The organism is Rhodococcus sp. MSC1_016 (assembly GCF_023667485.2).
Taxonomy (GTDB): Bacteria; Actinomycetota; Actinomycetes; order Mycobacteriales; family Mycobacteriaceae; genus Rhodococcus_F; species Rhodococcus_F oxybenzonivorans.
The window spans coordinates 6,299,178-6,324,163 of sequence record NZ_JAMOZI020000001.1 but is presented as its reverse complement, the minus strand read 5'-3'; the positions used below and the strand labels follow the sequence as shown (position 1 = coordinate 6,324,163).

22 protein-coding genes are annotated in these 24,986 nt (G+C 64.3%); 13 read left to right on the top strand and 9 right to left on the bottom strand.

All coding sequences use genetic code 11. From position 1 onward, the window contains the following. Nucleotides 1-8 precede the first annotated feature (8 nt). Nucleotides 9-1,037 (bottom strand): ferredoxin--NADP reductase, encoded by a 1,029-nt coding sequence (locus L1080_RS29680; protein WP_236603200.1) that lies wholly within the window; start codon nt 1,035-1,037, stop codon nt 9-11. Between the two features lie 508 nt (nt 1,038-1,545). On the opposite strand from L1080_RS29680, the gene L1080_RS29675 reads away from it, so the two are divergent. Beyond that, the gene (locus tag L1080_RS29675) at nt 1,546-2,514 is read left to right on the top strand and encodes an alpha/beta fold hydrolase (protein WP_250776985.1); all 969 of its coding nucleotides are present in this window, start codon (nt 1,546-1,548) and stop codon (nt 2,512-2,514) included. Nucleotides 2,515-2,540: 26 nt separating this feature from the next. Here L1080_RS29675 and L1080_RS29670 read toward each other — a convergent pair whose 3' ends face one another. Together L1080_RS29670 and L1080_RS29665 are read right to left on the bottom strand one after the other, a co-directional pair. Next, nucleotides 2,541-3,278, bottom strand: coding sequence for a TetR/AcrR family transcriptional regulator (locus L1080_RS29670; RefSeq protein WP_236603199.1), 738 nt, complete (start codon nt 3,276-3,278; stop codon nt 2,541-2,543). After that, nucleotides 3,262-4,407 carry a CaiB/BaiF CoA transferase family protein gene (locus tag L1080_RS29665; protein ID WP_159923527.1) on the bottom strand — a complete coding sequence of 382 codons (1,146 nt, stop codon included), beginning with the start codon at nt 4,405-4,407 and terminating at the stop codon, nt 3,262-3,264. The genes L1080_RS29670 and L1080_RS29665 overlap by 17 nt, the downstream gene beginning before the upstream one ends. 231 nt (nt 4,408-4,638) lie before the next feature. Between L1080_RS29665 and L1080_RS29660 the strand changes: the two genes are divergently transcribed. The 12 genes from L1080_RS29660 (at nt 4,639) to L1080_RS29605 (ending at nt 17,902) form a co-directional block, all read left to right on the top strand. Further along, entirely contained in the window at nt 4,639-6,036 is a 1,398-nt protein-coding gene (locus L1080_RS29660; RefSeq protein WP_159923525.1) for an MFS transporter, read from the top strand. 42 nt (nt 6,037-6,078) lie between these two features. After that, nucleotides 6,079-7,725, top strand: a complete 1,647-nt coding sequence (locus tag L1080_RS29655) for a class I adenylate-forming enzyme family protein (RefSeq protein ID WP_250776986.1) — start codon at nt 6,079-6,081, stop codon at nt 7,723-7,725. Nucleotides 7,726-7,798: 73 nt separating this feature from the next. Then, a complete protein-coding gene (locus L1080_RS29650) occupies nt 7,799-8,902 on the top strand; it encodes a Rieske 2Fe-2S domain-containing protein (protein WP_250776987.1) in 1,104 nt (367 codons plus the stop codon). A 120-nt stretch (nt 8,903-9,022) separates the two neighbouring features. Further along, nucleotides 9,023-9,811: an SDR family oxidoreductase gene (locus L1080_RS29645; RefSeq protein WP_250776988.1), complete on the top strand. Its 789-nt coding sequence runs from the start codon at nt 9,023-9,025 to the stop codon at nt 9,809-9,811. 228 nt (nt 9,812-10,039) lie between these two features. After that, on the top strand, nt 10,040-10,795 hold the full coding sequence (locus tag L1080_RS29640; RefSeq protein ID WP_250776989.1) for an SDR family NAD(P)-dependent oxidoreductase: 756 nt from the start codon (nt 10,040-10,042) through the stop codon (nt 10,793-10,795). A gap of 257 nt (nt 10,796-11,052) precedes the next feature. Then, nucleotides 11,053-11,832 carry an SDR family NAD(P)-dependent oxidoreductase gene (locus L1080_RS29635; protein WP_374435841.1) on the top strand — a complete coding sequence of 260 codons (780 nt, stop codon included), beginning with the start codon at nt 11,053-11,055 and terminating at the stop codon, nt 11,830-11,832. Between the two features lie 75 nt (nt 11,833-11,907). Beyond that, the gene (locus L1080_RS29630) at nt 11,908-12,711 is read left to right on the top strand and encodes an SDR family NAD(P)-dependent oxidoreductase (RefSeq protein WP_250776990.1); all 804 of its coding nucleotides are present in this window, start codon (nt 11,908-11,910) and stop codon (nt 12,709-12,711) included. Then, on the top strand, nt 12,711-13,433 hold the full coding sequence (locus tag L1080_RS29625; RefSeq protein ID WP_250776991.1) for an enoyl-CoA hydratase-related protein: 723 nt from the start codon (nt 12,711-12,713) through the stop codon (nt 13,431-13,433). The genes L1080_RS29630 and L1080_RS29625 overlap by 1 nt, the downstream gene beginning before the upstream one ends. Then, nucleotides 13,430-14,710 carry a cytochrome P450 gene (locus tag L1080_RS29620; protein ID WP_250776992.1) on the top strand — a complete coding sequence of 427 codons (1,281 nt, stop codon included), beginning with the start codon at nt 13,430-13,432 and terminating at the stop codon, nt 14,708-14,710. The genes L1080_RS29625 and L1080_RS29620 overlap by 4 nt, the downstream gene beginning before the upstream one ends. Nucleotides 14,711-14,714: 4 nt before the next feature. Then, entirely contained in the window at nt 14,715-15,473 is a 759-nt protein-coding gene (locus tag L1080_RS29615) for an enoyl-CoA hydratase/isomerase family protein (RefSeq protein ID WP_159923511.1), read from the top strand. A gap of 37 nt (nt 15,474-15,510) precedes the next feature. Further along, the gene (locus L1080_RS29610; RefSeq protein ID WP_159923509.1) at nt 15,511-16,503 is read left to right on the top strand and encodes an NAD(P)H-dependent flavin oxidoreductase; all 993 of its coding nucleotides are present in this window, start codon (nt 15,511-15,513) and stop codon (nt 16,501-16,503) included. A 433-nt stretch (nt 16,504-16,936) separates the two neighbouring features. Continuing rightward, the gene (locus L1080_RS29605) at nt 16,937-17,902 is read left to right on the top strand and encodes a PDR/VanB family oxidoreductase (RefSeq protein WP_159923507.1); all 966 of its coding nucleotides are present in this window, start codon (nt 16,937-16,939) and stop codon (nt 17,900-17,902) included. 122 nt (nt 17,903-18,024) lie between these two features. Here the strand turns inward: L1080_RS29605 and L1080_RS29600 are convergent, their stop codons facing one another. The 6 genes from L1080_RS29600 to L1080_RS29575 all read right to left on the bottom strand — a co-directional run bounded on the left by L1080_RS29600 (nt 18,025) and on the right by L1080_RS29575 (nt 24,856). Next, the gene (locus tag L1080_RS29600) at nt 18,025-18,870 is read right to left on the bottom strand and encodes an enoyl-CoA hydratase-related protein (RefSeq protein WP_236603197.1); all 846 of its coding nucleotides are present in this window, start codon (nt 18,868-18,870) and stop codon (nt 18,025-18,027) included. A gap of 2 nt (nt 18,871-18,872) precedes the next feature. Continuing rightward, entirely contained in the window at nt 18,873-19,772 is a 900-nt protein-coding gene (locus L1080_RS29595) for an SDR family NAD(P)-dependent oxidoreductase (RefSeq protein WP_159923503.1), read from the bottom strand. Between the two features lie 302 nt (nt 19,773-20,074). Continuing rightward, nucleotides 20,075-20,824, bottom strand: coding sequence for a FadR/GntR family transcriptional regulator (locus L1080_RS29590; RefSeq protein WP_159923501.1), 750 nt, complete (start codon nt 20,822-20,824; stop codon nt 20,075-20,077). 187 nt (nt 20,825-21,011) lie between these two features. After that, the gene (locus L1080_RS29585) at nt 21,012-22,271 is read right to left on the bottom strand and encodes an acetyl-CoA C-acetyltransferase (protein ID WP_159923499.1); all 1,260 of its coding nucleotides are present in this window, start codon (nt 22,269-22,271) and stop codon (nt 21,012-21,014) included. Nucleotides 22,272-22,310: 39 nt separating this feature from the next. Next, the gene (locus tag L1080_RS29580; protein ID WP_159923497.1) at nt 22,311-23,075 is read right to left on the bottom strand and encodes an SDR family NAD(P)-dependent oxidoreductase; all 765 of its coding nucleotides are present in this window, start codon (nt 23,073-23,075) and stop codon (nt 22,311-22,313) included. A 167-nt stretch (nt 23,076-23,242) separates the two neighbouring features. Continuing rightward, complete coding sequence (locus L1080_RS29575) at nt 23,243-24,856, bottom strand: class I adenylate-forming enzyme family protein (protein ID WP_250776993.1); 1,614 nt, start codon at nt 24,854-24,856, stop codon at nt 23,243-23,245. Between the last annotated feature and the right edge of the window lie 130 nt (nt 24,857-24,986).

Below are 24,986 nucleotides of genomic sequence, written 5' to 3'. Positions count from 1 at the left end.
GCGCCGCGTCAGAATACAACCTTGACGGGTTCATCCCCGGCGCACACCAACTGACAGGCCAGCACATCACCGTTCGCGACGTCTTCCGGCTCCAGCAGATTGTTACCCGCCATCGTCACCTGCCCCGACGAACAGGTAGCCAGACAGGTTCCGCACTCGCCGTCGCGGCAGAGGTAGGGGACCTCGATGCCGCGTGCAAGCAGGAAGTCGACCAACGTGACGCCCTTTGGCCACTGCAGGTCGTGGGTCTCGCCGTCGACGCTCACTTCGAGTGGCACCATCTCGCCACCATCGATCTCCCCGACGGTCACAGATTCCTCGAATGGGTCTCCGCTGAGGGAGATGAACACCTCGAGGTGTAGAGAGGCCCGGTCGCGCCCCGCCGCAGTCCAGGCCGCACGAACTGCCTCCATGAAGGGGCCCGGGCCACAGGTGTACGCCTCCCGGTCTGGGAACGACTGTGCGATTCGGGCCAGCGTGTGTGATCGAGGCAACCCTTGAACGGATTCCAGCCAGTGGTGCACCATGAGGCGCTCGGGAAACTCGGCCTCGAGCGATCGCAACTCATTGGCCGCGATGATCGACAACTCGTCCCTGTTCGCATAGAAGAGATCGACGGCGCCGCCGCCCACGCTGAGTACGGACTTCGCGATCGACAGGATCGGTGTGATTCCGCTGCCCGCCGCGAACAATAGCAGGTTCGCATCCAGCGAATTCGGAGTGAATACACCAGACGGGAGAAGTACGTCCAGCTCGTCTCCGCTTGTTATGTTGTCGCACAACCAGTTCGACGCATAGCCGGCGGGCGTGCGCTTGACGATCACCCGGGCAGGCTCGTCACGGTGGGGCGAACTGGCGAGCGAATAGCACCTGGCAACCGAGCCCGTCCGCTCGCTGGGCACTCGCAACACCAGGAACTGACCCGGGCGATAGTCGAGGGCCTGACCACCCTCCTCGAACAGGATCGACACCGCATCCGGCGTCTCGTGCACGACATCTGCGACCCGCAACCGCAGGGACTTTGCTGTCCCGCTCATGGCCATCTCCTAGCGATTCTCCGCACTCATCCGGACTCACACAAAGCATACCAGCATGGTCTGGTATTTCCTAGAAGTGGAGGCAGCCGAGTATCGTTCAGGCACAGGAGAATCGGTGAGTGGATGTCCATGGACCCCAGCGTCTCCGCATTTCCGAGTCAGTCCGGCAAGTCCGCCGCGATCGAGGTGAGGCGGCGACGAACCAGAGACGCACCGTCACGATCGGTCACGATGCGCAGCAGATCCGCCTCTATGCCTGCGAGAACCATCTCGGCGACCGCGGCCGGATCCAGGACCGAACCTAACCGCGCGACGGTGGGTGCCGCTGGCTGCGCCGGTCAGGACCGCGACGTCGTCGGTGTGCAAACGCATCCCAACACCCCTTCCGGCGAGGGCGGACACCCGACCAGCCGGTCCGGCACGCCGTGCGCCACCTCATGGAATCACATGACTGCGAATAACTTTCATCTACTATTGCAATTTAGTCCACCATGGTATGGTAATTCGCGTGTCGTTCTTCACCGACCCTGACATGGGCGCCCGTGACATTGGCCTCGCCTCCTCGGGTGGCGTCGGCGGCCCGCCACGACCGATTCGAATCGACACGGCGTACGGCACGCTCTCCGGAATCACCGCCGAGCCGGCGGTGTCACCTCGCGGGCTGCTCGTCGCCCTGCACGGCGGTGGATCCGGTGCGGCGTACTTCCACTCCCCGGTGTGCCCGGAATCTTCCCTCCTCGCGCTCGCCGCCGCCACCGGTTGGCGCGCGGTCTCGCTGGATCGCCCCGGGTACGGGGCATCGACCGGCCTCCAGGAACGCCGACTGGACCTCGCTGCGCAGGCCGGGCTGCTGCGAGCAGTGGCAGCTCGGCTCGCCGCCGGCGCCCCCGTGATTCTCGTCGGCCACTCACTGGGAGCCATCACCGCACTTCAACTCGCCCGTCACATCGAGCGGGGACCCGGAGACATCCGACTGCTCGGCGTCGCCGTCGGCGGCGCACCACTGGTGTACACCGCGGAGCAGCGCGCCATGCATGCCACCGTCGACGCCAGCGGAACGACCATCCGGCGGCCACCGGGCGCCCCGCGCGACCCGGATGACTGGCTCGGACCGGAGGGAAGTTACCCGTCTCAGCTGCGCGAGCATCTCCACGAGGTCGTCTCCCGGGTGCCGTCCGGCGAGATGGCGGATGCGGCGAACGCGCCCGAATTGCTGGCGGAGCTACTCTCGGAAGCGCATGTTCCGGTGCAGTTCGCGGTGGCCGAACTCGAATCCACCATGGCATCCGCCACAGAGGTTTTCACGCGGGCCGCAGAGATCCTACGGCGTCCCGGATCGGAGCTGTTCACGGTTCCGGGCTCGGGACACAATCTGTCCCTGGGATTCGGTGCGCGCTCGTACCATTTGCGCGTGCTGTCCTTCGCGGAACAACTACTTGCCGGATCCACGAACGAGCGGTCGGTGCAAGAACGATGATTCTCGTGCCGACCGCTCGCACATCCTTACGCGTCGTCGACGGGCCTCGCCTGCCCGAGAATTCGCTCGAGTCGGTCCAGTTCGGATCGGACTGCCGTCGCTGCCCGTTGTGCCGAATCCAGAACCGCCGACGTCGCCGCCGACGGGGCGAGCAACCCGGCCACCGCGATCGAAGCGATTTGTTCGGCGACTTGCTCCGCGCTGAGTCGGCCTCCGGCATCGAACCAGATCGCCAGCGAACGTGTCACCGAGGCCATCGTCTGCGCCGCTACACCGGGATCGACGTCCCGGAAAACCCCGGTCTCGATTCCGACCACGATGACTCCGCGCAGGGAGGCGAAGAACGACCGGTTGAAGTCCCGCACGATCGTCTGGGCAGCCTCTGGAAGCACCGGCCAGATGGTGTCGACCATCCGCGTCGTCTGTGGGTGTTCAATCGCGAAGGAGGCGAGGCTCCGGACCAGGTCGTGCAGCCGCACCTCGGGCGAGCTGTCAGGAATGGTCTCGGCCATGATCTTCGCCGCCCGCTCGGCGTGCTCGGCGACAATCTCACTCACCAAGGCGTCCCGACTCGGAAAGTAGCGGTACAGGGCGGATCTGCTGATCCCCATCCTGTCCGCGACGTCCTGCAGCCCGGTCGCGTCGGACCCGCGGGTGGCGAACACCTCCGCCGCGACGCGCCTGACCTCGGCCCTCATCAGCTCCGTGCGCGCTGACGAACGGCCGAGGTCTCGGGGCTCGGCGGGCTCAGCCGAGCCAGTCACGGCGAATCCCATCCGCGTGCACATTGAAGTCCGGCGGGGGGGTCAGGCTGTCGCCGGCGCGCGTTCCGGTGTGGTGCCATCGGATCGCGGTGGCCACGGTGGGCCACTCACCCTCCGACCCCGACATGATCTCGCGGGCGGCGAAGTGATCACTTGCCATGAAGCCCTGGACATCGAGCACTGGCCCGCCCGGCACGTCCCAGGTTCGGAAGCGCTCCATCCAGGTCGCCGCGTCTTCCTTTGCGAACACGGTTTCGAGCTCTGCTTCGAGGGCCGCATCCGCGTCGCCGTATTCGAGTTCGCCGCCCTCGTGGTGGGACACCAGGTCCTCCCGACCGATGCCCGCACAGAAACGCTTCCAGAACTTATGCTCGAGCGCGCCGATGAGGATCGGCACTCCGTCCGAAGACAGGTAGGTGGTGTAGAGCGCCTGCCGCGGAGTGTCCCGATAGGAGAATGCCTTGCCGGTGCGGTGCGTCATCGCGATCTCGGTGCGATGGGTTTCGACCAGGGCATCCCAGCAGGATACGTCGACCCAGGCACCCTCGCCACCGGCCCGGACGGACGCGATCGCCGCACACGTGCCGGCCACCGCCGAGAGTGCACCAAGCTCGTTGCCCCAAGAGGTAAAGGCCCAGCCGCGGTGCGGCCTGCCGTCCTCCCAGACGAGGTTGATCCCGTCAGCGAGGGCGTCGACATTGAGGCCGTGTGCAGGCAGGCCCGCCCAGGGGCCGGTCTGCCCGAAACCGGTGATCGAGCAGATCACCAACTCCGGTCGCTCCTTCCGGAGCTCGGCGAAGTCGACGCCCGCCTCCAGCCAGAAACCCGCGAGCTGATTCTCGACGACGACATCCGCCGCACGCACCAGGGCGATGAGGGTCTCCCGGTCGGCCTTGTCCCGGACGTCCAGCGCGATCGACCGCTTACCCCAGTTCTGGCTCATGTGCTGGGGGCTGCCGCCGTCGGGAGCGAATGGGGGGATCTTGCGGATGCGGTCGCCGGCGGGCGGCTGCTCAACCTTCACCACATCGGCGCCGAGAGCAGCGAGCTTTCCGGAGGTCAATGCCGCAGGAATGAGAATCCCCAGATCGAGGACCTTGATGCCTGCCAGTGGTTGGTATCCATTCATGGTGACAACAATGTTGCACTTGCGACATAGCTGTCAAGTCAGTAGCGTAGATCACATCGCTTGGAGTGATGTGACTAGAGATCCGGTTCGTGGATTCGACCGAATCCACCCGGCCTCCGCCACCTCAAGTCGATGCAGACACCGCTCGAGGACGCGCGATTTGTCAAGAGAACGTGCGCCCTTTTCGGCAACCCCTCCACTCTTCGGTTACCTCACCCACTGGAGCGATCAATGTCGAGTACCCCCACCAGCGAGACCGTTCCGGCCTCGCTGGATGCCGCCGCAATTGCCGCACGCCTGTCCCGACTCCCCGCCAAGGGCATTGCGCTGCGCATCATGGTCGCCACCGCGGCCGCCTACTTCTTCGACCTCTACGACCAGTCGGCCTTCGGAATCGTGGCCCCAGCGATGCGGGCCGGGGAAGGCTTCTCCCTCAACAACATCGCGACCCTGGTCTCCGTGACCTTCACCGGCATGCTGATCGGCGCGCTGATCGGTGGCCGAGTGGCCGACCGGCACGGACGGTTGCCCATCCTGAGAGTGGGCCTCGTCTTGGCGTCTCTGGGCTCGCTCGCCCACGTCTTCGCCAGCGGCCTGATAGCCTTCGGTGTCCTCCGCCTGGTGACCGCGATCGGTATGGGCATCATCTTCGTCGTGGCTATGACCTACCTCGTCGAGGTCTCGCCCGTCCACCGCCGCGGCTCACGTGTCGCCCTGACCGCCTTCTTCGGCGGTATCGGCGGCGCCACGGTGGCGATCCTGGGCCGGACCATCATTCCGCTGGACCCCCACGCCTGGCGTTGGCTGTTCGCCATCGGTGGCCTTGGCCTGCTCGCCCTCGGCCTGCTGTTCCGCCTCCCCGAGTCGCCGCTGTGGTTGCTCTCCCGAGGCCGTCCCGAGGATGCCGAACGAGAGCTTCAACGGCTCGAGCGCGGCGTCGAGCAGGCCGTCGGCACGGCTCTCCCCCCAGCGGTGGTCAAGCACAGTATGGCCGAGGTCGCCGCGGAGGAGGAATCGGTTCAGGGCAGTGGCTGGCGCGCAGCCTTCCGTGGGAAGTTGCTCCGGCCGACTATCATCCTCATGGCGATATGGATCGTGTATTCGACTGTTACCCAGGTGTTCTCGGTTTGGCTGGCGACCATCCTGCAAATGCGGGGATTCGACAGCGAGACGCTACTCACCATCACCATGGTCGCCATCGTCGGTGCCCCGGTGGGCATGCTCCTCGCCTTCGCGTTCGCCGACCGGCTGCCTCGTAAGGCCCAGTTCTTCGGCGTCGCAGTGGTCGCGGGCATCGTTGGCCTGCTCTTTGGCATCGTGCCGGCGGCTGGAGTCATCGCGGTGATGGCCTTCGTCCACTTCGTGTTGATCGCCTGGTTCTCGCCAGTGTTGAATGCTGCAATGATGGACGAGTACCCCTCGGCACTACGCTCGACCGGTGCTGGCATGGCATACTCCTCCGGCCGACTGTGGAGCATCGTCTTCCCCTTCACCGTTGCGGCCGCGCTCCACGCGTACGGCGCCGGCATCATCGGCTGGGTCCTGCTGGCCGCGTGGGTAACCATCGCCCTCCTCGGCCTCGGATTACGCGGCAGCATCAGCTCCCGATCGGCTGAGCCAAGTTCCTAACCTCCTCCCTTCAAGATCCTTCCCTGCGAGAGGCTCGCCCCCATGCACCTTGTCAACCTCACCGACCCAGACGAGCGGGTAGTTACCACCGTCCTGCGCCGACAAGCGGAGGCCGTACCGGACCAGATCTTCCTGGCCGGAGAACACGGCACTCACAGTTACGGCGAGGTGTGGGAACGATCCCGGCGCAACGCAGGAGCGCTGTCCGAGCTCGGGGTCGGCCGGGGTGACACGGTCGCCATGTTCATGGACAACTCGCCCGAGATGGCGATCACCGCCTTCGGGGCCAACCAGGCCGGCGCGATGTGGTCGCCGGTCAGCACCGAGTACCGCGGCGAATGGCTGCAGGAGCTGTTGCAGGACATCCGATCCCGCGTTCTGGTCGTCGACGCCCACCTACTGCCCACGATCACGAGCCTGGCCGAGACGAATTTCGATCATCTGGTCGTGAATGGCGATCTTCCGACCGATCTCGACACCCGGCTCCCGGGTGTCACCGTGCACCGGCTGGTCGATTTCGCTGAGCATGCCGGGATCACGACCACCCCGGACTGGTACTACGGTGACACCAACTCGATCATGTGGACCTCCGGGACCACCGGCCGCTCCAAGGGCGTCGAGCAGCCGCACAACGCCTGGATCTCCCATGCCCTGCACCACAACGACATTCGTGGTGGCGTGCGCGAAGGTGAGAATTTCTACGGTTGCGTACCGATGTACAACTCCAGCGGCTGGTCGATGAACGTCTACGCGGCCCTGGTCACCGGAGCGAAGGCGGGCATCGACAAGCGCTTCTCGGTGCGCGACTATTGGAACCGCATCAGGTTCTACGACGCGCACCACACCATGATGCTCGGGACGATGCACGTGTTCCTGTCCCAGCAGAAGCCGACTGCGGCGGAACGCGATAACACCCTGCGCAGTCTAGTGATGAATCCGCCGGTGCCGGATTTGATCGAGGTGGCAAAGAAGCGCTGGGGCATCGAGACCGTGTTCTCCGGATACGGGCAGAGCGAGGTTTTGGGCGCGGTCATGTACCGGGACGACTGGGGCCTGAAGGCAGGAGCCTGCGGCGTCCCGAAGCCGGATGATCTGGTGGAAACGGCGCTTTTGGATAAATACGATCGGGAGGTCGGTGTCGACGAGGTCGGCGAGTTCTGCATCCGGCCTCGCCAGCCTTTCACCATCTTCAACGGTTACTTCCACGCACCCGACAAGACCGCCGAGGCCTTCCGCAATCTCTGGTACCACACCGGCGACCTGGGGCGAAAGGACGCAGACGGCGAGATGTTCTTCGTCGACCGCAAGAAGGACTCGCTGCGGTTCAAGGGCCGGAACCTGTCGTCCTTCGAGGTCGAGCACATTGCTCGAGCCTTCCCCGGTGTCCTGGACACCGCCGCGGTGGGTGTCCGACCCACCGACATCGAGTACGCATCCCAGCTGCACGAGTACGAGCTGCTGCTCTACGTGCTCCCCGAGCCCGGGACGACGATCGACCCGCTCGCGTTGTGCCGCTACATCGACGAACATGCTCCCTACTTCTTCGTCCCACGCTACGTCCACCAGGTCGAGAAGTTCCCGATGACACCGACCAGCAAGGTGCAAAAGTACAAGCTCCGGGAAAAGGGTCTGCCCGAGAACGCCTGGGACAGGCTCGTCGAGGCACCGGACTGGAGCCCGACGCGATAAGCCCCCATCCAGAGTCGTTGACTCCACCGGCCGACAGCGGCCTATTTCGCACTAGTTCGAAGGGAACGTATACATGGTCAAGCCCGCATTGTCGATGAAACCCACCGGTTGGTTCCAGGTTGCCTGGTCCGCCGAGATCGAACCCGGCCAAGTCCATCGAATGAAGTACTTCGGTCAGGAGATGGTCGCCTGGCGGTCGACCTCCGGAAACCTCACAGTCATGGACGCCTACTGCGAGCATCTGGGCGCCCACCTCGGTCATGGGGGCCGGGTCGAGGAAGACCGGATAATCTGCCCATTCCACGGATGGGAGTGGAACGGGCAGGGACGCAACGTATGCATCCCCTACCAGGATCGTCCGAACCCGACGCGTCGAATGCGCACCTGGCCGGTGGTCGAGAAGAATGAAAGCGTCTACATCTGGCATGACCTCGAGGGGCGCGAACCATTCTTCGACGTGCTGGATGTGTTCGAGGCCTACTCGGACGGCCGCACCGCCAAGGACTTCTACCGCACCTACCCGGAGGGCACCTTGTCGTACTCCGGGCTCGAGCTTCACCCGCAGTACGTGATGGAAAACAGCGTCGACCTCGCGCACTTCAAGTTCGTGCATCGTGCCGCCAATCTTCCGGTATCCCTCCGCCAGGAATTCGAAGGACCAATCGCCTACGTGGACTTCGAGATGGTCTTCGGCGCAACAAAGGACAAGACGGTGCTCACACCGAACGGGGCCGTCCACGGCTTCGGCCACGTGATCAACATCGGTCTCGGTATCGGCATGGCCGCGTTCGAGGGCCCGGACAACCAGCGGGTGATTGTCACTGTGACGCCGGTCGACGACGAGACCTCGGACATCCGGTCATCGGTGTGGCTGGACCGAATCCCTGGCGACGACTCTCCGCACCAACCGGCATCGCTCGAGCGACGGCAGCGCTACGCCAACAACCAGTTCGAGGCAGATATCGTCATCTGGAAGCACCAGAAGTACTCCGACCCGCCGGCGCTGGCCACGGCCGAGGGTAAGGGCTTCCGTGCAATCCGCAAGTGGGCCATGCAGTTCTACCCGGACGGGGAACTCGGCAGTGCGTCGACTCCGCACCTGCAGACCGCCGGAACCGACGCGGGCCCCGATGCGCCCGAGCGTGCGGCCTTCGAAGCGCAGGGCGCCGCGCGCTGATCATGTGGTGGGTACCCGGGCTTTCCGGGGCGCCCACCATTGTTTCGGCACCCACAGTGGTCGCAGTGAGCCTCGGACCACGGAATCAGTCCAGACGTCCCCACCAGTGAAGGAATCGAAATGAAGTTGTCCGGTCGCATAGTCGCGATCACCGGCGGCGGAGCAGGACTGGGCGCGCAGGCCTGCCGCATCGCCCGTGAACGAGGCGCCGCGCGCATCGGGGTGATCGATCTCAACGCCGAGGCAGCGGAGAAAATCGCTGCCGAGGTCGGCGGGATCCCGATCACCGCCGACGTCACCGATGAGGCACAGATCCGCGCCGCCGTCGATCAACTCGGTGGCGTCGACATCTGGGTGCACAACGCCGGGATCGGCGCGCAGACCACCCCCTTCAGCGATGACGGCATCTGGCAGCGGATGTGGGATGTGCACGTCATGGGAGTCGTGTACGCCACCCGCGCCCTGCTTCCCGCCTGGATCGAGCGCGGCGAGGGACACTTCGCCATGGTGGCCTCGGCCAACGCGCTGACAACCAACCCCATGTCGGCCGCCTACGCGGCCTCCAAGCACGCCGAACTCGCCCTCGCCGAGTGGATGGCCATGACCTACGGTCCGCGAGGGGTGATCACCAGTTGCTTCTGCCCGAAGGGCATGCTCACCCCGATGCTCCTTGCTCATGCGGGCGACAACGAATACGTGCGGGAGTCCGTCCGCACCGCGGTGACATCGGAGGCCGCCGCGACGATGCTGATCGATCTCATCGAGAGTGACCGCTTCCTCTCGACCACCTACCCGCCCGTAATGGAGGAGTATGCCCTGCGGGCGACCGATCCGGACGCCTACATCGCCGGACTGCAGGACACGCACCGCAGGCTGGTGCCCGGCTTCGGACTGCCCGCGACCTCCTGATTGCTGCTGGGGACATCGGCCCGATGGCCGCAGCTGCCTTCGCCGACTGGGCCATGGCATACAAGACCGACTTTGACCTTGCCAATGCCGGACACGCCCGACCGAACGCAGCGGGTGGCTGACGCATCCGGGAATCGGAACCTCGAGGTACCGATACGCACGGATACCCACAGCCCTGTGGCTCAGGCATCCATGACACGTCTCAACGACGAACCTAGGGGAATCACAATGGGTTTACTGGATAACAAGGTCGCCTTGATCACGGGTGCGGGACAGGGCTTGGGTGAAGGAACCGCTCACGCACTGGCCGCGGACGGCGCAGCCGTGGTGATCGCCGACATCTCGCCCGCCGACGCACGGAAGGTGGCCGACGACCTCACCGCGGCCGGCCGCTCCGCCCTGGCCGTCACCTGCGATGTCCGGGACCGCACTGCGGTCGACGCCGCCGTGGCCACCACTGTGTCCGAGTTCGGCAGGCTCGACATACTCGTCAACAACGCGATGACCCTCCGATTCGTGCCCTTCGAAGACGCCACCTCCGACGACCTCCTCGATGCCTATCGGTCGTCGGTTCTCGGAACCTTCAACTGCATGCAGGCATGTTTCCCGCACCTCCGCGAAAGGGGCGGGAAGGTCGTCAATTTCGGCTCGAACGCCGGCACCGAGGGTGGCGCTACCATGGCCACCTATGCGGCTGCGAAGGAAGCGGTTCGTGGCCTGACGAAGGCGGTCGCAACAGAGTGGGGGCGGTACGGCATCACCGTGAACGTCATCGTCCCGACGGGTTCGTCACCCGCGTGGGAACGCGTCAAGGCCGGTCTCACCGACGAGCAGCTCGACAAGATGCTAGAGCGTCCGATCAAGCGCATGGGGCACCCCGTCGACGACATCGGCCGTATCGTCGTGTTCCTCAGCAGTCCGTACTCGGACTACATGACGGGACGCACGCTGTTCGCCGACGGGGGCCGGTCGAAGTTCCGGTAGTCACCGGAAGACATCGACATCGGAACCGCGTCGCCGTCGGTCACCCACACGTCCGCCCCTTCCGCGCCCGACCCTGTCACGCACCGTGCGCCTCCCACGCCCGGTGCGTGACCTCGTCGTGGACGATGCCCGGGTTCCGGACGGTCTCTGCCGCTTGCCTTGACCGAAGTTAATCCGGTAGATAGTTTGTCTTATTGAGGGCGTCGCGGCTCGACCGCGATCCGCACCCGGTCGAATCGAGACGAAGGGAGGAAACCATGACCTCGATGAATCTGTCCGGCACCGCTGCCATCGTCACCGGTGGCGCCGGGGGCCTGGGCGAGGCGGTCGTCCGTCGACTGCACGAGCACGGCGCAGCAGTAGTCATCGCCGACCTCGCCGACGATCGGTCCCGTGAATTGGCCGACGAGCTGGCCGGTTCCGTGGTGTACGCACGCACCGACGTCACCGATTCCGACAGCGTCTCGGCGGCGATCGAGGCCGCATCCCGTCTCGGCCACCTGCGTTCCGCTGTCCTTGCCCACGGCGGATGGGGCGTTGCCGAGCGCATCGTCCAGCGGGACGGTTCCCCTGCCTCTCTCGACGGATTCACCAGGACGCTGGACCTGTATCTCACCGGAACCTACAACGTTCTGCGACTGGTCAGCGCGCACATGGCCACCAATGATCCGGACGACGACGGCGAGCGCGGTGCCATAGTTCAAACGGCGTCGATCGCTGGGTACGAGGGTCAGATCGGCCAGAGCGCCTATGCGGCGGCGAAGGCCGGCGTCATCGGACTGACGCTGGCCGGTGCCCGCGACCTCGGTACCTTCGGTATTCGACTCAACACGATCGCCCCTGGCACCATGCAGACAGCGATGATGGAAACCGTCGGCGAGCAGGCACTGCAGAAATTCCGCTCCAACGTTCCCTTTCCGAAACGGCTTGGTAGAACATCGGAGTTCGCGGATCTCGCGCTCGGCATGCTGACCAACCACTACCTCAACGGGGAGGTCGTTCGCCTCGACGGCGCGCAGCGCTTCACCCCACGTTGACCGGTGTCCACCGAGTTCTTGTCGACCATAACCCGACCCCGACGCAAAACTCCCTACGAACAGGACGTCGCCGCGATGGCAATCGCCTCTACCGACTCAGACATCTTCTCCATGACAGGGCGCGTCGCCCTCGTCACCGGATCCACTCGCGGCATGGGTCTCGCCGCGGCTCACGAACTCGCCCGGCATGGTGCCGACGTAGTCATCGTCGGGCGTGACACCGAAAGTACCGGCGCTGCGGCCGCCCAGGTCAACGAGGCGGTCGGCGCCGACCGCGCCCACCCGATCGTGGCCAACATCGGCCACCGTGACTCGGTCACCGACCTGATGGCCCGGACACGTGCAGAGGTGGGCCAGATCGATGCGCTGCTGTTGCACGCCGGAATGAACATCTGGGTCGGCGAAACGACCGACCTCGAGGATCGCACTCTGACCAAGTTCATCGACAGCAGCATCATGTCGGCCCACTGGTTCTGTCGCGAGGTGCTGCCACATATGGTGGATCAGGGGTGGGGCAGGATCATCTTCACGTCGTCCGTCATCGGATCGACCCTCGGAAGTTCGGACAACGGCCCCTACGGCATTACCAAGGCAGCCTTGGCCCAGATGGCCCGCAATCTTGCGTGCGAGTACGGAAAACACGGGATTCGCGCGAATGCAATCGCGCCAGCGCTGTTCGAGACGCGGCAGGCTGAGGCGGTGTTGTCCGACGAGGGTCGGCTGCGCCGGTATCTGGATCGCTGCCCCGCGGGACGAGTAGGTGAGGCGCGCGAATTCGCAGGTCTCGCCCTGCTCCTGGCTTCCGAAGCAGGCGGCTACATCAACGGGCAGACGGTTAATGTCGACGGTGGGTACTCCGTTCTCTGGGATTCGTACTGATGAGCGAGCTACTTGTCCAGGGACAGCCCGGCGGCGTCGAAGTCTGGACCCTCAATCGACCCGATGCACGCAACGCACTCACCAGCACGCTCGCGCGTCGGCTGGTCGCCGAGATGGACAGAGCTGCAACGGAGAACGCCGTCCACTCCGTCGTCTTGATCGGCGCAGGCAAGGGCTTCTGCGCCGGCCTCGACCTCGCCGAATTCAGCAAACCGGATGCGCCCCGCGGAGTTGTCGGCGACGCCATCCGGCGCGCGCACTCATTTCCGAAGCCGTTGGTGGGCGCAATCAACGGTCCTGCGGTCACCGGTGGACTGGAGCTCGCCCTCGCATGCGACATGCTGATCGCAACTCCTGACGCAGTGTTCCGCGATACACACCTGAAGATCGGTGCGATGAGCGGAAGCGGGCTGACCGTTCACCTGCCCCGGGCCGTCGGGCAGAGCTGGTCCAGAAGAATGATCCTTGCAAATGATCCGCTGCCGGCGGACGTCGCTCTGCGGCTCGGGTTGGTGACCGAAGTAGTTCCGGCAGAGCACCTCCGCCAGCACGCAGTCGCGTTGGCGAGCCGGATCGCCGCGATGGACCCCGACTTGGCGTCGACGGTCAAACAACTGTGCGTCGACATCGACCGGGTATCGCCGGCAGAAGGTCTACGGCTGGAAGCAGCAGCACTTCAGGAGCACAAAAAGAGGGGCCGAGCATGGAAGACAGCCACATGAGTAATCACGACTTCACAGGTCCGATGGTGGACGAAGATTTCAATCCGATGTCGGCGGAGTTCGCGGACGATCCGTTCGCCGCGTTCGGCAAGGCGCGAGAAGAGTGTCCCGTTCGCCACACTGCCGAGTTCTCGCCCGAGTTTTACAGCCTCACCCGGTTCTCGGACATCTTTGCCGCCCTGAACGACGCCGAGGCCGCGCGATGGTCTGCCCGGTACGGGAGCAGCCCCCAGTTCCACCGCGCCATCGGATTCAATCAGGACGCCGAGGACAGTCGTGACTTCCGCGCGCTGTTCCGAACCTGGTTGCCGGCCAATGCCGGTGTCGTCTACGGCGATCTCATCGACTCGACGATCAACGATCTCATCGACGAGATGACAGCCGACGACCGGGTACAGGGTGACTTCGCATCCGAGTTCGCGGTGTTGCTCCCGATCAGGATCATCGCGCAGCTCATCGGCGTCCCCCCCGAGGACGCACTCGAGATCAAGGAAATGACCGACGAGTTCCTCGGGGCCTTCTGCATTCCGGAACAGAACGGTGTAGCCCCCGCGGCCCGCCGACTTCACGCGTACTTCGAGCCACACCTGGAGCGCCGGCGGGAACTGCTTCGAGGCGCCTCGATCGAGGTGCCCGACGAGACACATCTCGGAACCGTCCTTCCGAACGACCTGCTGAGCTTCATGCTCGTCAAGAAGTACGGCGACCGTACCCTGACGCCTTCCGAGATTGATTACGTGCTGGCCACCGCCCTCACCGGGGGTAACGACACGACCACCTCGATGCTCACGAACGTCACATATCGCCTACTCTCGACGCCGTCGCTGTGGGATCGGATCGTTGAGGACGGCAAACTGATTCAACCGGCAATCGAAGAGAGTCTCCGGATGGATCCGCCCGTCCTGGGACTGTTTCGTACCACCGCCGACGACGTGACTGTCTCCGGCTGCCCGATCCCCGAGAAGTCGAAGGTCATGCTGCTGTTCGGATCTGCGAATCGGGATCCGCAACAGTGGGAGGATCCGGACGAGTTCCGCCTCGACCGCCCCATGAAGTTTCTTCGTCGGCATCTGGCCTTCGGTGGGGGTGCACACTTCTGTCTCGGTGCGCCGCTGGCCCGCGCCGAAGGGAACCGGGCTCTCGAGCTTCTCCGTACCCGTCTGCCCCATCTTCGGCTCGACGGGGAGTCCGAGCGGATCCCTCAGTTCCACCTTTGGGGCCGTCAGACCCTCCCGGTCCGATGGGACGCTCCACACCTCGATTCGGAAGGCGCCTGATCTCATGACCGAGGAACCCGAGATCCTCATCGAGTCCGACGGGCCCGTGCGAATCGTCACACTCAATCGGCCCGAGAGTCGCAACGCCACCAGCGTCACGATGCACCACGCATTTCTCTCGCTGTGGCGACAGCTCGCCGACGACAGCGAGGCGCGAGCTGTGGTCGTGACCGGAGCCGGCAAGGCGTTCAGCGCCGGCGGGGACTACGAGATGATGCAACTATCGCTGGATCCGGTAGGTCGCTGGCGCAATGTCGATGAAGCCCGCCGTCTTCTCGTCGAACTAGTCCACTTCCCGCTTCCAATTGTCGCTGCCGTCAACGGTCCGGCCGTCGGCCTGGGCGCGAGCTTCCTCGCCTTCAGCGACTTCGTGGTGATGTCGGAATCCGCTTTCATCGCCGATCCGCACATCGCCGTCGGGTTGGTCTGTGGAGACGGCGGGGTGGCCTGGCCGCTGCATGTCGGCCTGCTCCGGGCAAAGGAGATGCTGCTCTTGGGAGGGCGTATCGGCGCCGAGGAGGCGAAGTCGATGGGCATCGCCAATCGGGTCGTACCACGTGACGACGTTCTCACCGAGGCCACCACGATCGCGCACCGTCTGGCCGCGCAGCCGCCGGGTGCGCTCCAAGACACGAAGCGTGCCCTCAATATGTACCTGGAATCGAGTTTGACCGGACCCGTCGGCCACTCTCTGATGACCGAGCGATACAGCATGGCTTCCGCTGAGCATCGCATCTTCGTAGAAGGACAGACGAAGTCGTGACTGTCACGATGCACTCTCGAATCGAACTGGAGCTCCTATGATCAGAACCAGCCTGACCGATCTCGTCGGTACCCGTCACCCAGTGGTACAGGGCGGAATGCAGTGGGTAGCAACCGCTCCGCTGGTGGCCGCCGTGGCGAACTCCGGCGCACTGGGGTTCCTGTCCGCGCTGACTCAACCCACACCGGCAGCGCTGCGCGAGGAGATCGAGAGATGCCGGTCTCTCACCTCCGAACCGTTCGGCGTAAACCTGACGATCTTGCCGTCCATCTCGCCGCCACCGTACGCCGAGTACCGGCGCGCGATCATCGAGTCCGGGATCAAGATCGTCGAGACCGCCGGCTCCAACCCGGTGGAACACCTCGACGACTTCAAGGCAGCCGGAGTCACGGTGGTGCACAAGTGCACCACCGTGCGCCATGCGGTCTCCGCTCAGAAACTCGGCGTCGATGCCGTCAGTATCGACGGTTTCGAATGCGCGGGACACGCAGGCGAGGACGACATCCCCGGCCTGGTGTTGATCCCAGCAGCCGCGGACGAACTGGAGATTCCGATCATCGCCTCCGGCGGATTCGCGGACGGACGTGGTCTCGTCGCCGCCTTGGCACTGGGCGCGGACGGCATCAACATGGGCACGCGATTCATGTGCACCGCCGAAGCCGAGATACACCCGAACGTAAAGAACCGCATTCTCGAGGCCGATATCCGTCAGACCGATCTCATCTTCCGCGAGCTGAAGAACACCTCGAGGGTGGCTCGCAATGCCGTCAGCGAACGCGTGGTCGAGATGCTGCGCGGCGGAGCGACGTTCGATCATGTTCGTGATCTTGTGGCGGGCAAGCGGGGACGGGAGGTGTACGTCACCGGAGACCTGGATTACGGCATCTGGACTGCGGGAATGGCACAGGGCCTGGTCCACGACATACCCACGGTCGCGGACCTGGTGAACGGAATAGTCGGTGACGCCGAGTCGCTGATCCGGTCCCGTCTATTCGACCTGGTCGCCACCGATTCACCCGTCTCGGTCTGACACCCTGAGATCATCGACACTTCACCAGGCGCGGTGACGGAGTTCCGCTGGCCCGCAAAGGAGAAGCGATAACCGTGCCGAAGAACGTACTGGTGATAGGCAGGCCGAAGCACAGGGCGTAGTCGACAGTGCTCCGGCGGTGTACCCACTAGCTGTCCGGCGGCGTCATCAGATCGACCATAGACCCGGCAGCCGAGCGGATCTGAACCCGACGGGTCATCGACGGTCGCGAAATCGATCTCGCGTCGGAGTCGCCGGCAGAGGTAGCAGCGACGCACTGCCGACAATCTGGTGTTGACGTCCACCACAGTGCCGGGTCAATCTGGATTTTCACGTCGATGAAAAGCCGACTGTAATCCTTCGATGTCAATGACGTTGAGCCGCGCGGGTGTCGCGCACACTTCCAAATACCGCAACAGTCCAAGGAGCCACCATGGCAGTATCCGGCCGAGACGAGGCCCATCTTCACCTTCGAGTTCGCCGACGTGACGCGGTCGCCGAGGGCGTGGTGGTGCTGGAACTCGAGAATTCCACATCAGCCCCTCTGCCCCCCTGGGATCCGGGCGCCCACATCGACCTCTGTCTCCCGAATGGCATGACACGCCAGTACTCCCTGTGTGGCACTCCCTCCGACAACGGCACTTATCGTGTCGGAATCCTGCGGGATCCGGCCAGCAGGGGTGGCTCGTCCTACATAGTGGACGAGGTCGGCGTCGGGGCCGCGATTGAGGTCAAGGGGCCGCGGAACCACTTCCATATGCTCCCCTCCCCCCGTTACGTGTTCATCGCCGGCGGTATCGGTATTACGCCGTTGCTTCCCATGATCTCCGCCGCCGAGGCCTCCGGTGCGGAATGGGAACTGCATTACGGCGGTCGCTCGCGGCAGTCGATGGGTTTCTTGGACGAGATCACCACGCTGTCCGGCGATCGAGTCCGGCTTTATCCGGAGGACGAGGTCGGACTTATCGACCTAGCCACTGTGCTGGACGGGCATCGCGCAGAGACACTGGTCTACACCTGCGGACCCAGCGGCCTGCTGCAGGCGATCGAGGAGCGCACTGCTGGCTGGCCGGTCGGATCGGTGCACATGGAGCGCTTCGAGCCCAAGGAGTTCGACCAGGAGACCTCCACGGGCTCGTTTGAAGTCGAACTGTCCGATAGCGGAACGGTTCTCGTCGTTCCCCCGGACCGCTCGGTTCTCCAGGTTTTACAGGACGCCGACGTCGATGTGTACTCTTCGTGCCAGGACGGAACCTGCGGAACCTGCGAGACTACGGTCCTGGCCGGCGAAGTGGAGCATCGCGATTCGATTCTCAGCGCGGAGGAGCAGGCAGCTAACGACCGAATGTACATCTGTGTCTCGCGTGCCGCCTGTCCCCGGCTCGTTCTCGAGCTCTGACTCCAGGGCGTTTCCCAGTCGATATCGTCGGGGGACACAGCGAGAAGTGCCCGGCTCCGCATCCGCGGAGCCGGGCACTTTATCTGTCAGGCATGAGATATATGGGTACCGGGCACTGGCGGTCAGATCTTGGGGCGCTCCCAGGCCCTGGAGCCGACGCCAGCGATCTCGTAATGCTTTCCGGAGGTGAAGTTCGGATCACGTTTCTCGATGAACGAGGCCACTCCTTCCGCCGAGTCGGGCTGACTCCCCAGATCGCGAAAGATCTCCCATTCCTGGTGGAAGGCCACCTCTCGGTCGGCTTCTGAGAGAAGCGAGTAGAGCAACTGCTTCGTCACGCCGACCGCAGCGGGACTAGTACAGCGGGCGATCTCAGAGGCCAGTCCCATGGCGGTGTCAAGCACTTGGTCAGCAGGTACCGCGTGGGTGGCGATTCCCATCTGTCGGGCTTCGGCACCACTGAAGAGCCGACCGGTGAGGAGAAGCTCCGTTGCAGTCGCAAGACCAACCAGTTTCGGCAGGAGCCACAGCGAATTCTGTTCCGGTATAAGACCGCGCCGGGTAAATACGAACCCGTACTTGGCCTCCTCGTTGACGACCCGGATATCCCACTGCAGAGGGAAGGTCAGACCGAGACCGACCGCTGATCCGTTCATCGCGGCAATAATCGGGGTGCGCATCTTCCATGGGCGTGGTCGATGGCGCATCATGAGGCGTGCTCGCCGGGTCCGGTCCTCATCGAAAGCGAAGTTCGTGCCCTCGGGGTCCATGTCAGCGCCGGTGGAGAAGAACCGCCCTCGGCCGGTGACGACGATCGCTCGAACGTCATCTTCGCAGTCGAGTGTAGCGAGCTGATCATGCAACTCGACCTGCATCGCGGAGGTGAACCCGTTGCCACGGTCGGGGCGATCGAGCCACACGACCGCGACCGCCCCGTCCCGCTCGATGCTGATCCCGTGGGTCGGCACTGTCAGCCGCCCACACGCGGGTTGCCGGAACCGTCGGAATTGGGGCGAGCCGAGGCCACCAGGCGGGGAATGACCTCGCCGAGCTGGGCCGAATCCCATTTTTCGAACCGCTCTTCTTCCGGCCCCGCAACCCAGGTCTCCGCCACACCGATCTTGCCGCCCTTGACGTTGAAGACGCGGCCGGTGATGGACGCAGCCTCCGGCGAGGACAGCCACACCACCGGCGGAGCGATGTTTGCCGGTGAACCGTAGTCGAAGCCCGTCTTCTCTTTGATCTGCTCCAGATGCGCGACGTAGGCGTCGAGTCCGGCAGTCATCTGTGTGAGTGCGCTGGGGGCAATCGCATTGACCGTAACTCCCAGCCGCGCGAGTTCATCCGCAAGGATCACCGTGAGCCCGGCGATCGCCGCCTTCGCCGTTCCATAGTTGGACTGGCCGACATTGCCGTACAGACCTGAGGGTGAGGACGTGTTGACGATGCTGGGATTCTGCACGGGGTCGCCCTCCTTGTGCTTGGCCCGCCAGTAGTTCACGGCATGCCGGGTCGGGCAGAACGTTCCCCGAAGGTGGACCCGCATGACGTCATCCCACATGTCGACATCCATGTTCACAAACATCTTGTCACGCAGAATTCCGGCGTTGTTGACCAGAACGTGCAGATCGCCGAAGGCGTCCAGTGCGGACTGGATGAGGCGGCCGGCACCGTCCCAGTCGGAGACATCGTCGTTGTTTCCGATTGCCTCGCCCCCGGCGTCCCGGATCTCGGCGACGGTCTCGTCCACCGACCCTAGGTCGTTGACGACCACCTTGGCCCCCTGGCGGGCGAACTCGAGGGCATGCTCACGGCCGATGCCGCGGCCCGCACCTGTCACGACGACGACACGATTATCATGCAGACCCATACAACTTCTCCTTGTGTATACCGAACTCGTGGGTTCTTCCGAATCTGGAATTGACTGAGCTCGCCCTCGGTCAACCGGGGGTCCAGGGAGGCGGCGACCTTCCAACCGCATTCGGCCGAAGATCTGCGGCCCATACAACCAAGAGCTTAATCAGTTAGTTATTTATACCTTAATCTCGAGCTGGAGCCAACCGTTCGCGACCTTAGGCAGGCCGCGACGGTTGCGGTTCCGGATGTCGTTATCGGACAAAGAAAAAGGGCGCGTGATGACATCACGCGCCCTTTGCGAATCGCAGGGTGGTTCTACGACAGTACTTCGACGAGTGTCGTCCCGGAATCGTCGAGCATGACGTTGGCCACCTTGCGAAGGTGGCGAAGCCAGTGGGCTACTGCGCTGTCGACGTCGCCCTCTCTCAACAGTTTCAACAGCCGCCGGTAGGACCGGTACGCCAACTGGTCGACGACGAGCTCATGCTCGGGGCCGTGAGTGACAATGTATAGACGGTTGTGCGCATCCATGATGTGCAGGAGCATCCCCATCATGATGGACATTGTCTGAGACCCAGCCAGGTCCACGATCGCCTGATGGATCCGAGTGTCGAGTTTCGCGAACCCGACCGGATCCCCGAGCAAACTACGCCCCTCCTCAACGAGCTCGGTCAGCCTCTTCAGGTCCGGCTCGTTGCCTCCCCACGCGCGCAGAGCGGCAATCTCGACCTCTGTGCGAGCGCGATAGACATCGGCCAGTGCCACTCCCTGGTACTGCAAGAGCAAGCCCATGTGACGCGCCGCAACCGACTCGTCAGGCGCCAGAACCCGCGCGCCTCCGTGGGCGCCTCGCAGCACGACGATGATGGATTCCGACTCGAGGATGCGAAATGCCTCACGCATGGTCGGCCGGGACACACCGTACCGCTCCATGAGCGCGGACTCACCGGGGAGCGGGTCCCCGGGCTTCAGCTCGCCGGTCACGATCTGTCGCCTCAACTTGGCCGCTACCAGTTCACCGGCTTTCGGAACCCGCACCAACGACGACTCTGTACCAACCGACATATGCCCTCCATTCGGCGGTCAATCGTGCAATCATTCAATCATATCAACCCACAGGTCGGCCGGGGCCATCGCCCACCTAGGGCCATAGAAGAGAGAACAGTCCCGCCCCCTGCTCTGCAGGGATGACAAGGGCGCATCGGTCACCGATGCCTCGACGGGGCGAGCTACTGGCGGACGCAGCGGGTCCTCAGCTCAGGCGCTCCAAGATCATTGCCATACCCTGACCGCCGCCCACACACATCGTCTCGAGCCCGAACTGCTTGTCATGCCACCGCATGGAGTTCATCAACGTTGTCGCGATGCGAGCACCGGTCATTCCGAAGGGGTGACCTGCAGCGATGCCGCCGCCATTGACGTTCAGCCGGTCGAGCGGGATCCCCAGTTCCTTGTAGGAGGGGATCACCTGAGCAGCGAACGCCTCGTTGATCTCGAAGAGGTCGATGTCCCCGACCGACATCCCGGCGTTCGCGAGTGCGTTGCGGGTGGCGGCGATCGGCCCGAGTCCCATGATCTCGGGCGACAGGGCGGACACCCCTGTCGAAACGATACGTGCCAGAGGGGTGATTCCCAGCTCTGCAGCCTTCCGATCGGACATGATGATCAGCGCCGCAGCGCCGTCATTGAGTGGGCACGCGTTGCCTGCGGTGACGGTTCCGTCCGGCCGGAATGCCGGAGACAATGCCGCCAGCTTTTCGAGCGTGGTTCCGGCACGGGGACTTTCGTCACGATCCAGCACCTGGCCATCAGGCAGCGTGATCGGAGTGATTTCCCGTTTCCAGAAGCCGGCCTCGGCGGCCTGCTGATAGAGCGTCTGGGAACGCAGCGCGAACTCGTCCTGTTCCTGCCGCGAAACGTTGTACGCCTGAGCGACATTCTCCGCGGTCTGTCCCATTGCGATGTACACATCCGGCAGACCACCGGACGTCCGGGGATCCTGCCAAACGGGGGCATCACCCTGCGTGCGCTCGCGGGTCAGTGCTTGGGCAGACGAGAAGAGTGGATTCGTCCACGGATTCGCGGAGCGATCCCGGGGATCTGCATTCTCGTCGACGGGTGGGGTGTCCGCGTGGCCACGCCGTCCCCTGCTGATTGCCTCGACGCCCGCTGCGACGAAGACGTCGCCCTCGCCCGCACGGATTGCGTGCATTGCCATCCGCGTCGTCTGCACGCTGGACGCGCAGTACCTGGTGATGGTCGTTCCGGGGACGGTGTCCCACCCCAGCAGCGTGGCAACCACCCGTCCCATATTGAAGCCCTGTTCACCTCCCGGCGCGCCGCACCCGAGCATGAGGTCCTTGATCTCACTCGGGTCAAGCGCAGGGAGCTGCGTCGCAGCGGCCCGCACCGCTGTCGCAGCCAGGTCGTCGGGGCGCATGTCACGTAAGGCGCCCTTGTACGCGCGCCCGATCGGTGTGCGCGCGGCGGCGACGATCACTGCCTCTGCCATTGGTCTCCTCCAGTTGAGTTTCTCGTCTATGAAATCGAGTCAGTACCGCATGTGCGATCCCGCAGAAATGTTCACGATCTCGCCGGTGATGGATGCGGAGCGGTCCGACACCAGGAACGCCGCGGCCTCGACGATGTCCTCGACGCGCGGCAGCCGTCCCAGGGCCGTCTTGACCCGCTCGCCCTCCTGCATCTCCGGATGCAGCGTGTCGGTGAAGCGGGTCCCGGTCACCATGCCCATCGACAGGGTGTTGACCCGGATCCCGTGGGGCCCTCCCTCATGGGCGCAGCAACGGGTCAACACGCTGAGGCCGCCCTTGCTGACCGCATAGGGCGTCTCGATCCCTTCACCACCGACATCCGGAGCGTAGGTCGACACGTTAAGGATCACTCCAGGCGCTCCAGCATCACGCATGTGGTTCATGGCCTGCCGGGAAAGCATCCACGGACCAGTTAGATTGACCGCGAGCACCTGGTCCCACGAGGCCGGCTCGTAATCGAAGATCGACCCGATCACGTTCACCGCCGCGTTGTTCACCAGGATCGAGATCGGTCCCAACTCCGCGCGAACGGCGTCGGTCACGGCCACGATCTGCTCGCGGTCACCGACGTCGAGCACGTGCCCGACGGCGGTACCTCCGGTCGCATGGCGGATGTCGGTCACTGCCTCCGCCAGCCGACGCTCGTGCGAATCCGTGACGACGACCGTCGCACCTTCCGCTGCCAGCCTGGTGGCGATCGCCTTGCCTATCCCAGCCCCCGCGGCACCCGTGACCAGGGCTACGCGCCCGGACAACGACGACATCTGCACTCCTCGCTTGTTGATTGAATTCGACTCTTCCGCATCGCACCGGTGTCCGGCGATTCGGCACAGACTGTGTCTCGGAGCGAGACGCTCGCGGCATCCCACCGCCAAGCCGGCACGATCTGGTCGACCATGCCTCCGCTCGGGAATACAGATTAATTATTGCACTAATCTTGGCCCCGGACTACCGGTTGCCCATCCCGTCGTCCGAGCTGCCCGGCAAGGGCAAGCCTGCGCACCTTGCCGGTGGAGGTACGGGGAAAGTCCTCGACGAGGAACCACCGCGTCGGCTGCTTCTGCCGGGGTAAACACGCGCTCACGTACTCCGCGAGGTCGGTGTCGGTGATCGTCGATCCCGGCACGAGTCGCACCGCTGCGACCGGCTGCTCCCCGAGCCTCGGATCTGGCATGCCGAACACCACCACCTCCTCCACACCCGCCATGCGGGCGATCACGGACTCGATCTCCGCGGGATAAAGGTTCTCGCCACCCCGGATCACGACCTCTCGAATGCGTGAGTGGAAGGTGACAACCCCCTGGCTCATCGAGCACAGATCCCCGGTGCGCATCCATCCATGCTCGTCGCACACCGAGACCGTTTGCCCACTGGAGTCGAGATAGCCCGACATGATGAGCGGCCCACGAACACACAACTCACCGACCGTTCCCTCCTCGACGAGACGTCCATCCGCGCTTACGCAGTAATCCCGTTCCGGTAGCGGCCGACCGAGCGTACGAGTTCGTTCGTAGGGCGGATCATCGGGCGAACTCATCGTCATGCACGGAGCCTCGCTCTGGCCGTACGCCACGAGGAACCTGGTATCCAGTCGCTCCTCGAGCGAATCGATGAGCACCGGATCGACACTGGTCGCACCGCCAACAACGGCCGCGACCGAGGCAAAGTCGTCCGCCACGACACCGTCCAAGGACAGGATGTCGATGACCATTGTCGGCACGATCCCGACAATGCCAGGCCGGAGTCTCCGGATGGCTTCGACCGTCGAGCGGGGGTCGATCCGTTCCACTGCGACATAGGTTCCCGCAGTCATCAGCGCGCTCATCACCCCTCCGACGACGCCGCCGACATGCTCGAGGGGCAGCGGATTGAGTAGAACGGCTCCGTCGGTGGCGCCGGCAGCGGCCGCATAGTGCCGAGCCGACCCCAGCACGGCTCGATGGGATAGCACGGCCACCTTGGGTTGTCCGGTCGTACCCGATGTGAACTGCAAAAGGAATGGGTCATCAGCGTGCGCGCCATCCGAATGATCTCGGAAACCGACTCCGACATTTTCGAGTTCGCCCACGCTCACCACTTCCGGTACCAGCAGCGTGGAGTCGGCGATGGGTACCTCCCCGACCGTAACGAGCAGATCAATGCCGACTTGCGCACCACGGGCAGCGAGACCCTCCGCCGTCTCACCGGACGGCATGGGCACGACCGCGCATCCGGCGCGAGCGGCACCATACATCGCCACCATCCACGAAACCCGCTCACGCCCCAACAACCCCACCCTCCGATGCCGGAGGGGACGATCGCGGAGAGCCGCACCCACCGAGGTGGCCCGAGCGAAGAGCTCACCCCAGGTCAACTTGCACACCGTCGTCCCGTCGAGCCAGGAGATCGCAACCCGAGCCGGATGCCGACTCGCGACATCGGAGAACCAGTCGTCGACGGTCCTGGCTGTGCCGGTCGGGTTGTGGTCGACCGCACCATGAGGTAGATACGACCAACCGGGACGGGCGCTCTCGCCCAGCTCGGGTAGCCTGCATAATTCAGTCACGATTCCTCACACCTCGCTCGCTTGCCGATCGCGGGTGTCCGGGCTCCGAGATCGTGTACATCACTTGCCCGACTCGCCGTCCGGCGTGCGAGCCCCTCCCGGTCGACCTTCGCCATGGCGCAGAGCGTCG

What these genes read in the sequence shown, in the direction of transcription:
- L1080_RS29640 (WP_250776989.1), top strand. Translation starts at nt 10,040, where the DNA reads ATGGGTTTACTGGATAACAAGGTCGCCTTGATCACGGGTGCGGGACAG.
- L1080_RS29580 (WP_159923497.1), bottom strand. Translation starts at nt 23,075, where the DNA reads ATGTCGTCGTTGTCCGGGCGCGTAGCCCTGGTCACGGGTGCCGCGGGG.
- L1080_RS29655 (WP_250776986.1), top strand. Translation starts at nt 6,079, where the DNA reads ATGCACCTTGTCAACCTCACCGACCCAGACGAGCGGGTAGTTACCACC.
- L1080_RS29590 (WP_159923501.1), bottom strand. Translation starts at nt 20,824, where the DNA reads ATGTCGGTTGGTACAGAGTCGTCGTTGGTGCGGGTTCCGAAAGCCGGT.
- L1080_RS29650 (WP_250776987.1), top strand. Translation starts at nt 7,799, where the DNA reads ATGGTCAAGCCCGCATTGTCGATGAAACCCACCGGTTGGTTCCAGGTT.
- L1080_RS29630 (WP_250776990.1), top strand. Translation starts at nt 11,908, where the DNA reads ATGGCAATCGCCTCTACCGACTCAGACATCTTCTCCATGACAGGGCGC.
- L1080_RS29605 (WP_159923507.1), top strand. Translation starts at nt 16,937, where the DNA reads ATGGCAGTATCCGGCCGAGACGAGGCCCATCTTCACCTTCGAGTTCGC.
- L1080_RS29660 (WP_159923525.1), top strand. Translation starts at nt 4,639, where the DNA reads ATGTCGAGTACCCCCACCAGCGAGACCGTTCCGGCCTCGCTGGATGCC.
- L1080_RS29645 (WP_250776988.1), top strand. Translation starts at nt 9,023, where the DNA reads ATGAAGTTGTCCGGTCGCATAGTCGCGATCACCGGCGGCGGAGCAGGA.
- L1080_RS29680 (WP_236603200.1), bottom strand. Translation starts at nt 1,037, where the DNA reads ATGAGCGGGACAGCAAAGTCCCTGCGGTTGCGGGTCGCAGATGTCGTG.
- L1080_RS29585 (WP_159923499.1), bottom strand. Translation starts at nt 22,271, where the DNA reads ATGGCAGAGGCAGTGATCGTCGCCGCCGCGCGCACACCGATCGGGCGC.
- L1080_RS29615 (WP_159923511.1), top strand. Translation starts at nt 14,715, where the DNA reads ATGACCGAGGAACCCGAGATCCTCATCGAGTCCGACGGGCCCGTGCGA.
- L1080_RS29625 (WP_250776991.1), top strand. Translation starts at nt 12,711, where the DNA reads ATGAGCGAGCTACTTGTCCAGGGACAGCCCGGCGGCGTCGAAGTCTGG.
- L1080_RS29595 (WP_159923503.1), bottom strand. Translation starts at nt 19,772, where the DNA reads ATGGGTCTGCATGATAATCGTGTCGTCGTCGTGACAGGTGCGGGCCGC.
- L1080_RS29610 (WP_159923509.1), top strand. Translation starts at nt 15,511, where the DNA reads ATGATCAGAACCAGCCTGACCGATCTCGTCGGTACCCGTCACCCAGTG.
- L1080_RS29635 (WP_374435841.1), top strand. Translation starts at nt 11,053, where the DNA reads ATGACCTCGATGAATCTGTCCGGCACCGCTGCCATCGTCACCGGTGGC.
- L1080_RS29665 (WP_159923527.1), bottom strand. Translation starts at nt 4,407, where the DNA reads ATGAATGGATACCAACCACTGGCAGGCATCAAGGTCCTCGATCTGGGG.
- L1080_RS29620 (WP_250776992.1), top strand. Translation starts at nt 13,430, where the DNA reads ATGAGTAATCACGACTTCACAGGTCCGATGGTGGACGAAGATTTCAAT.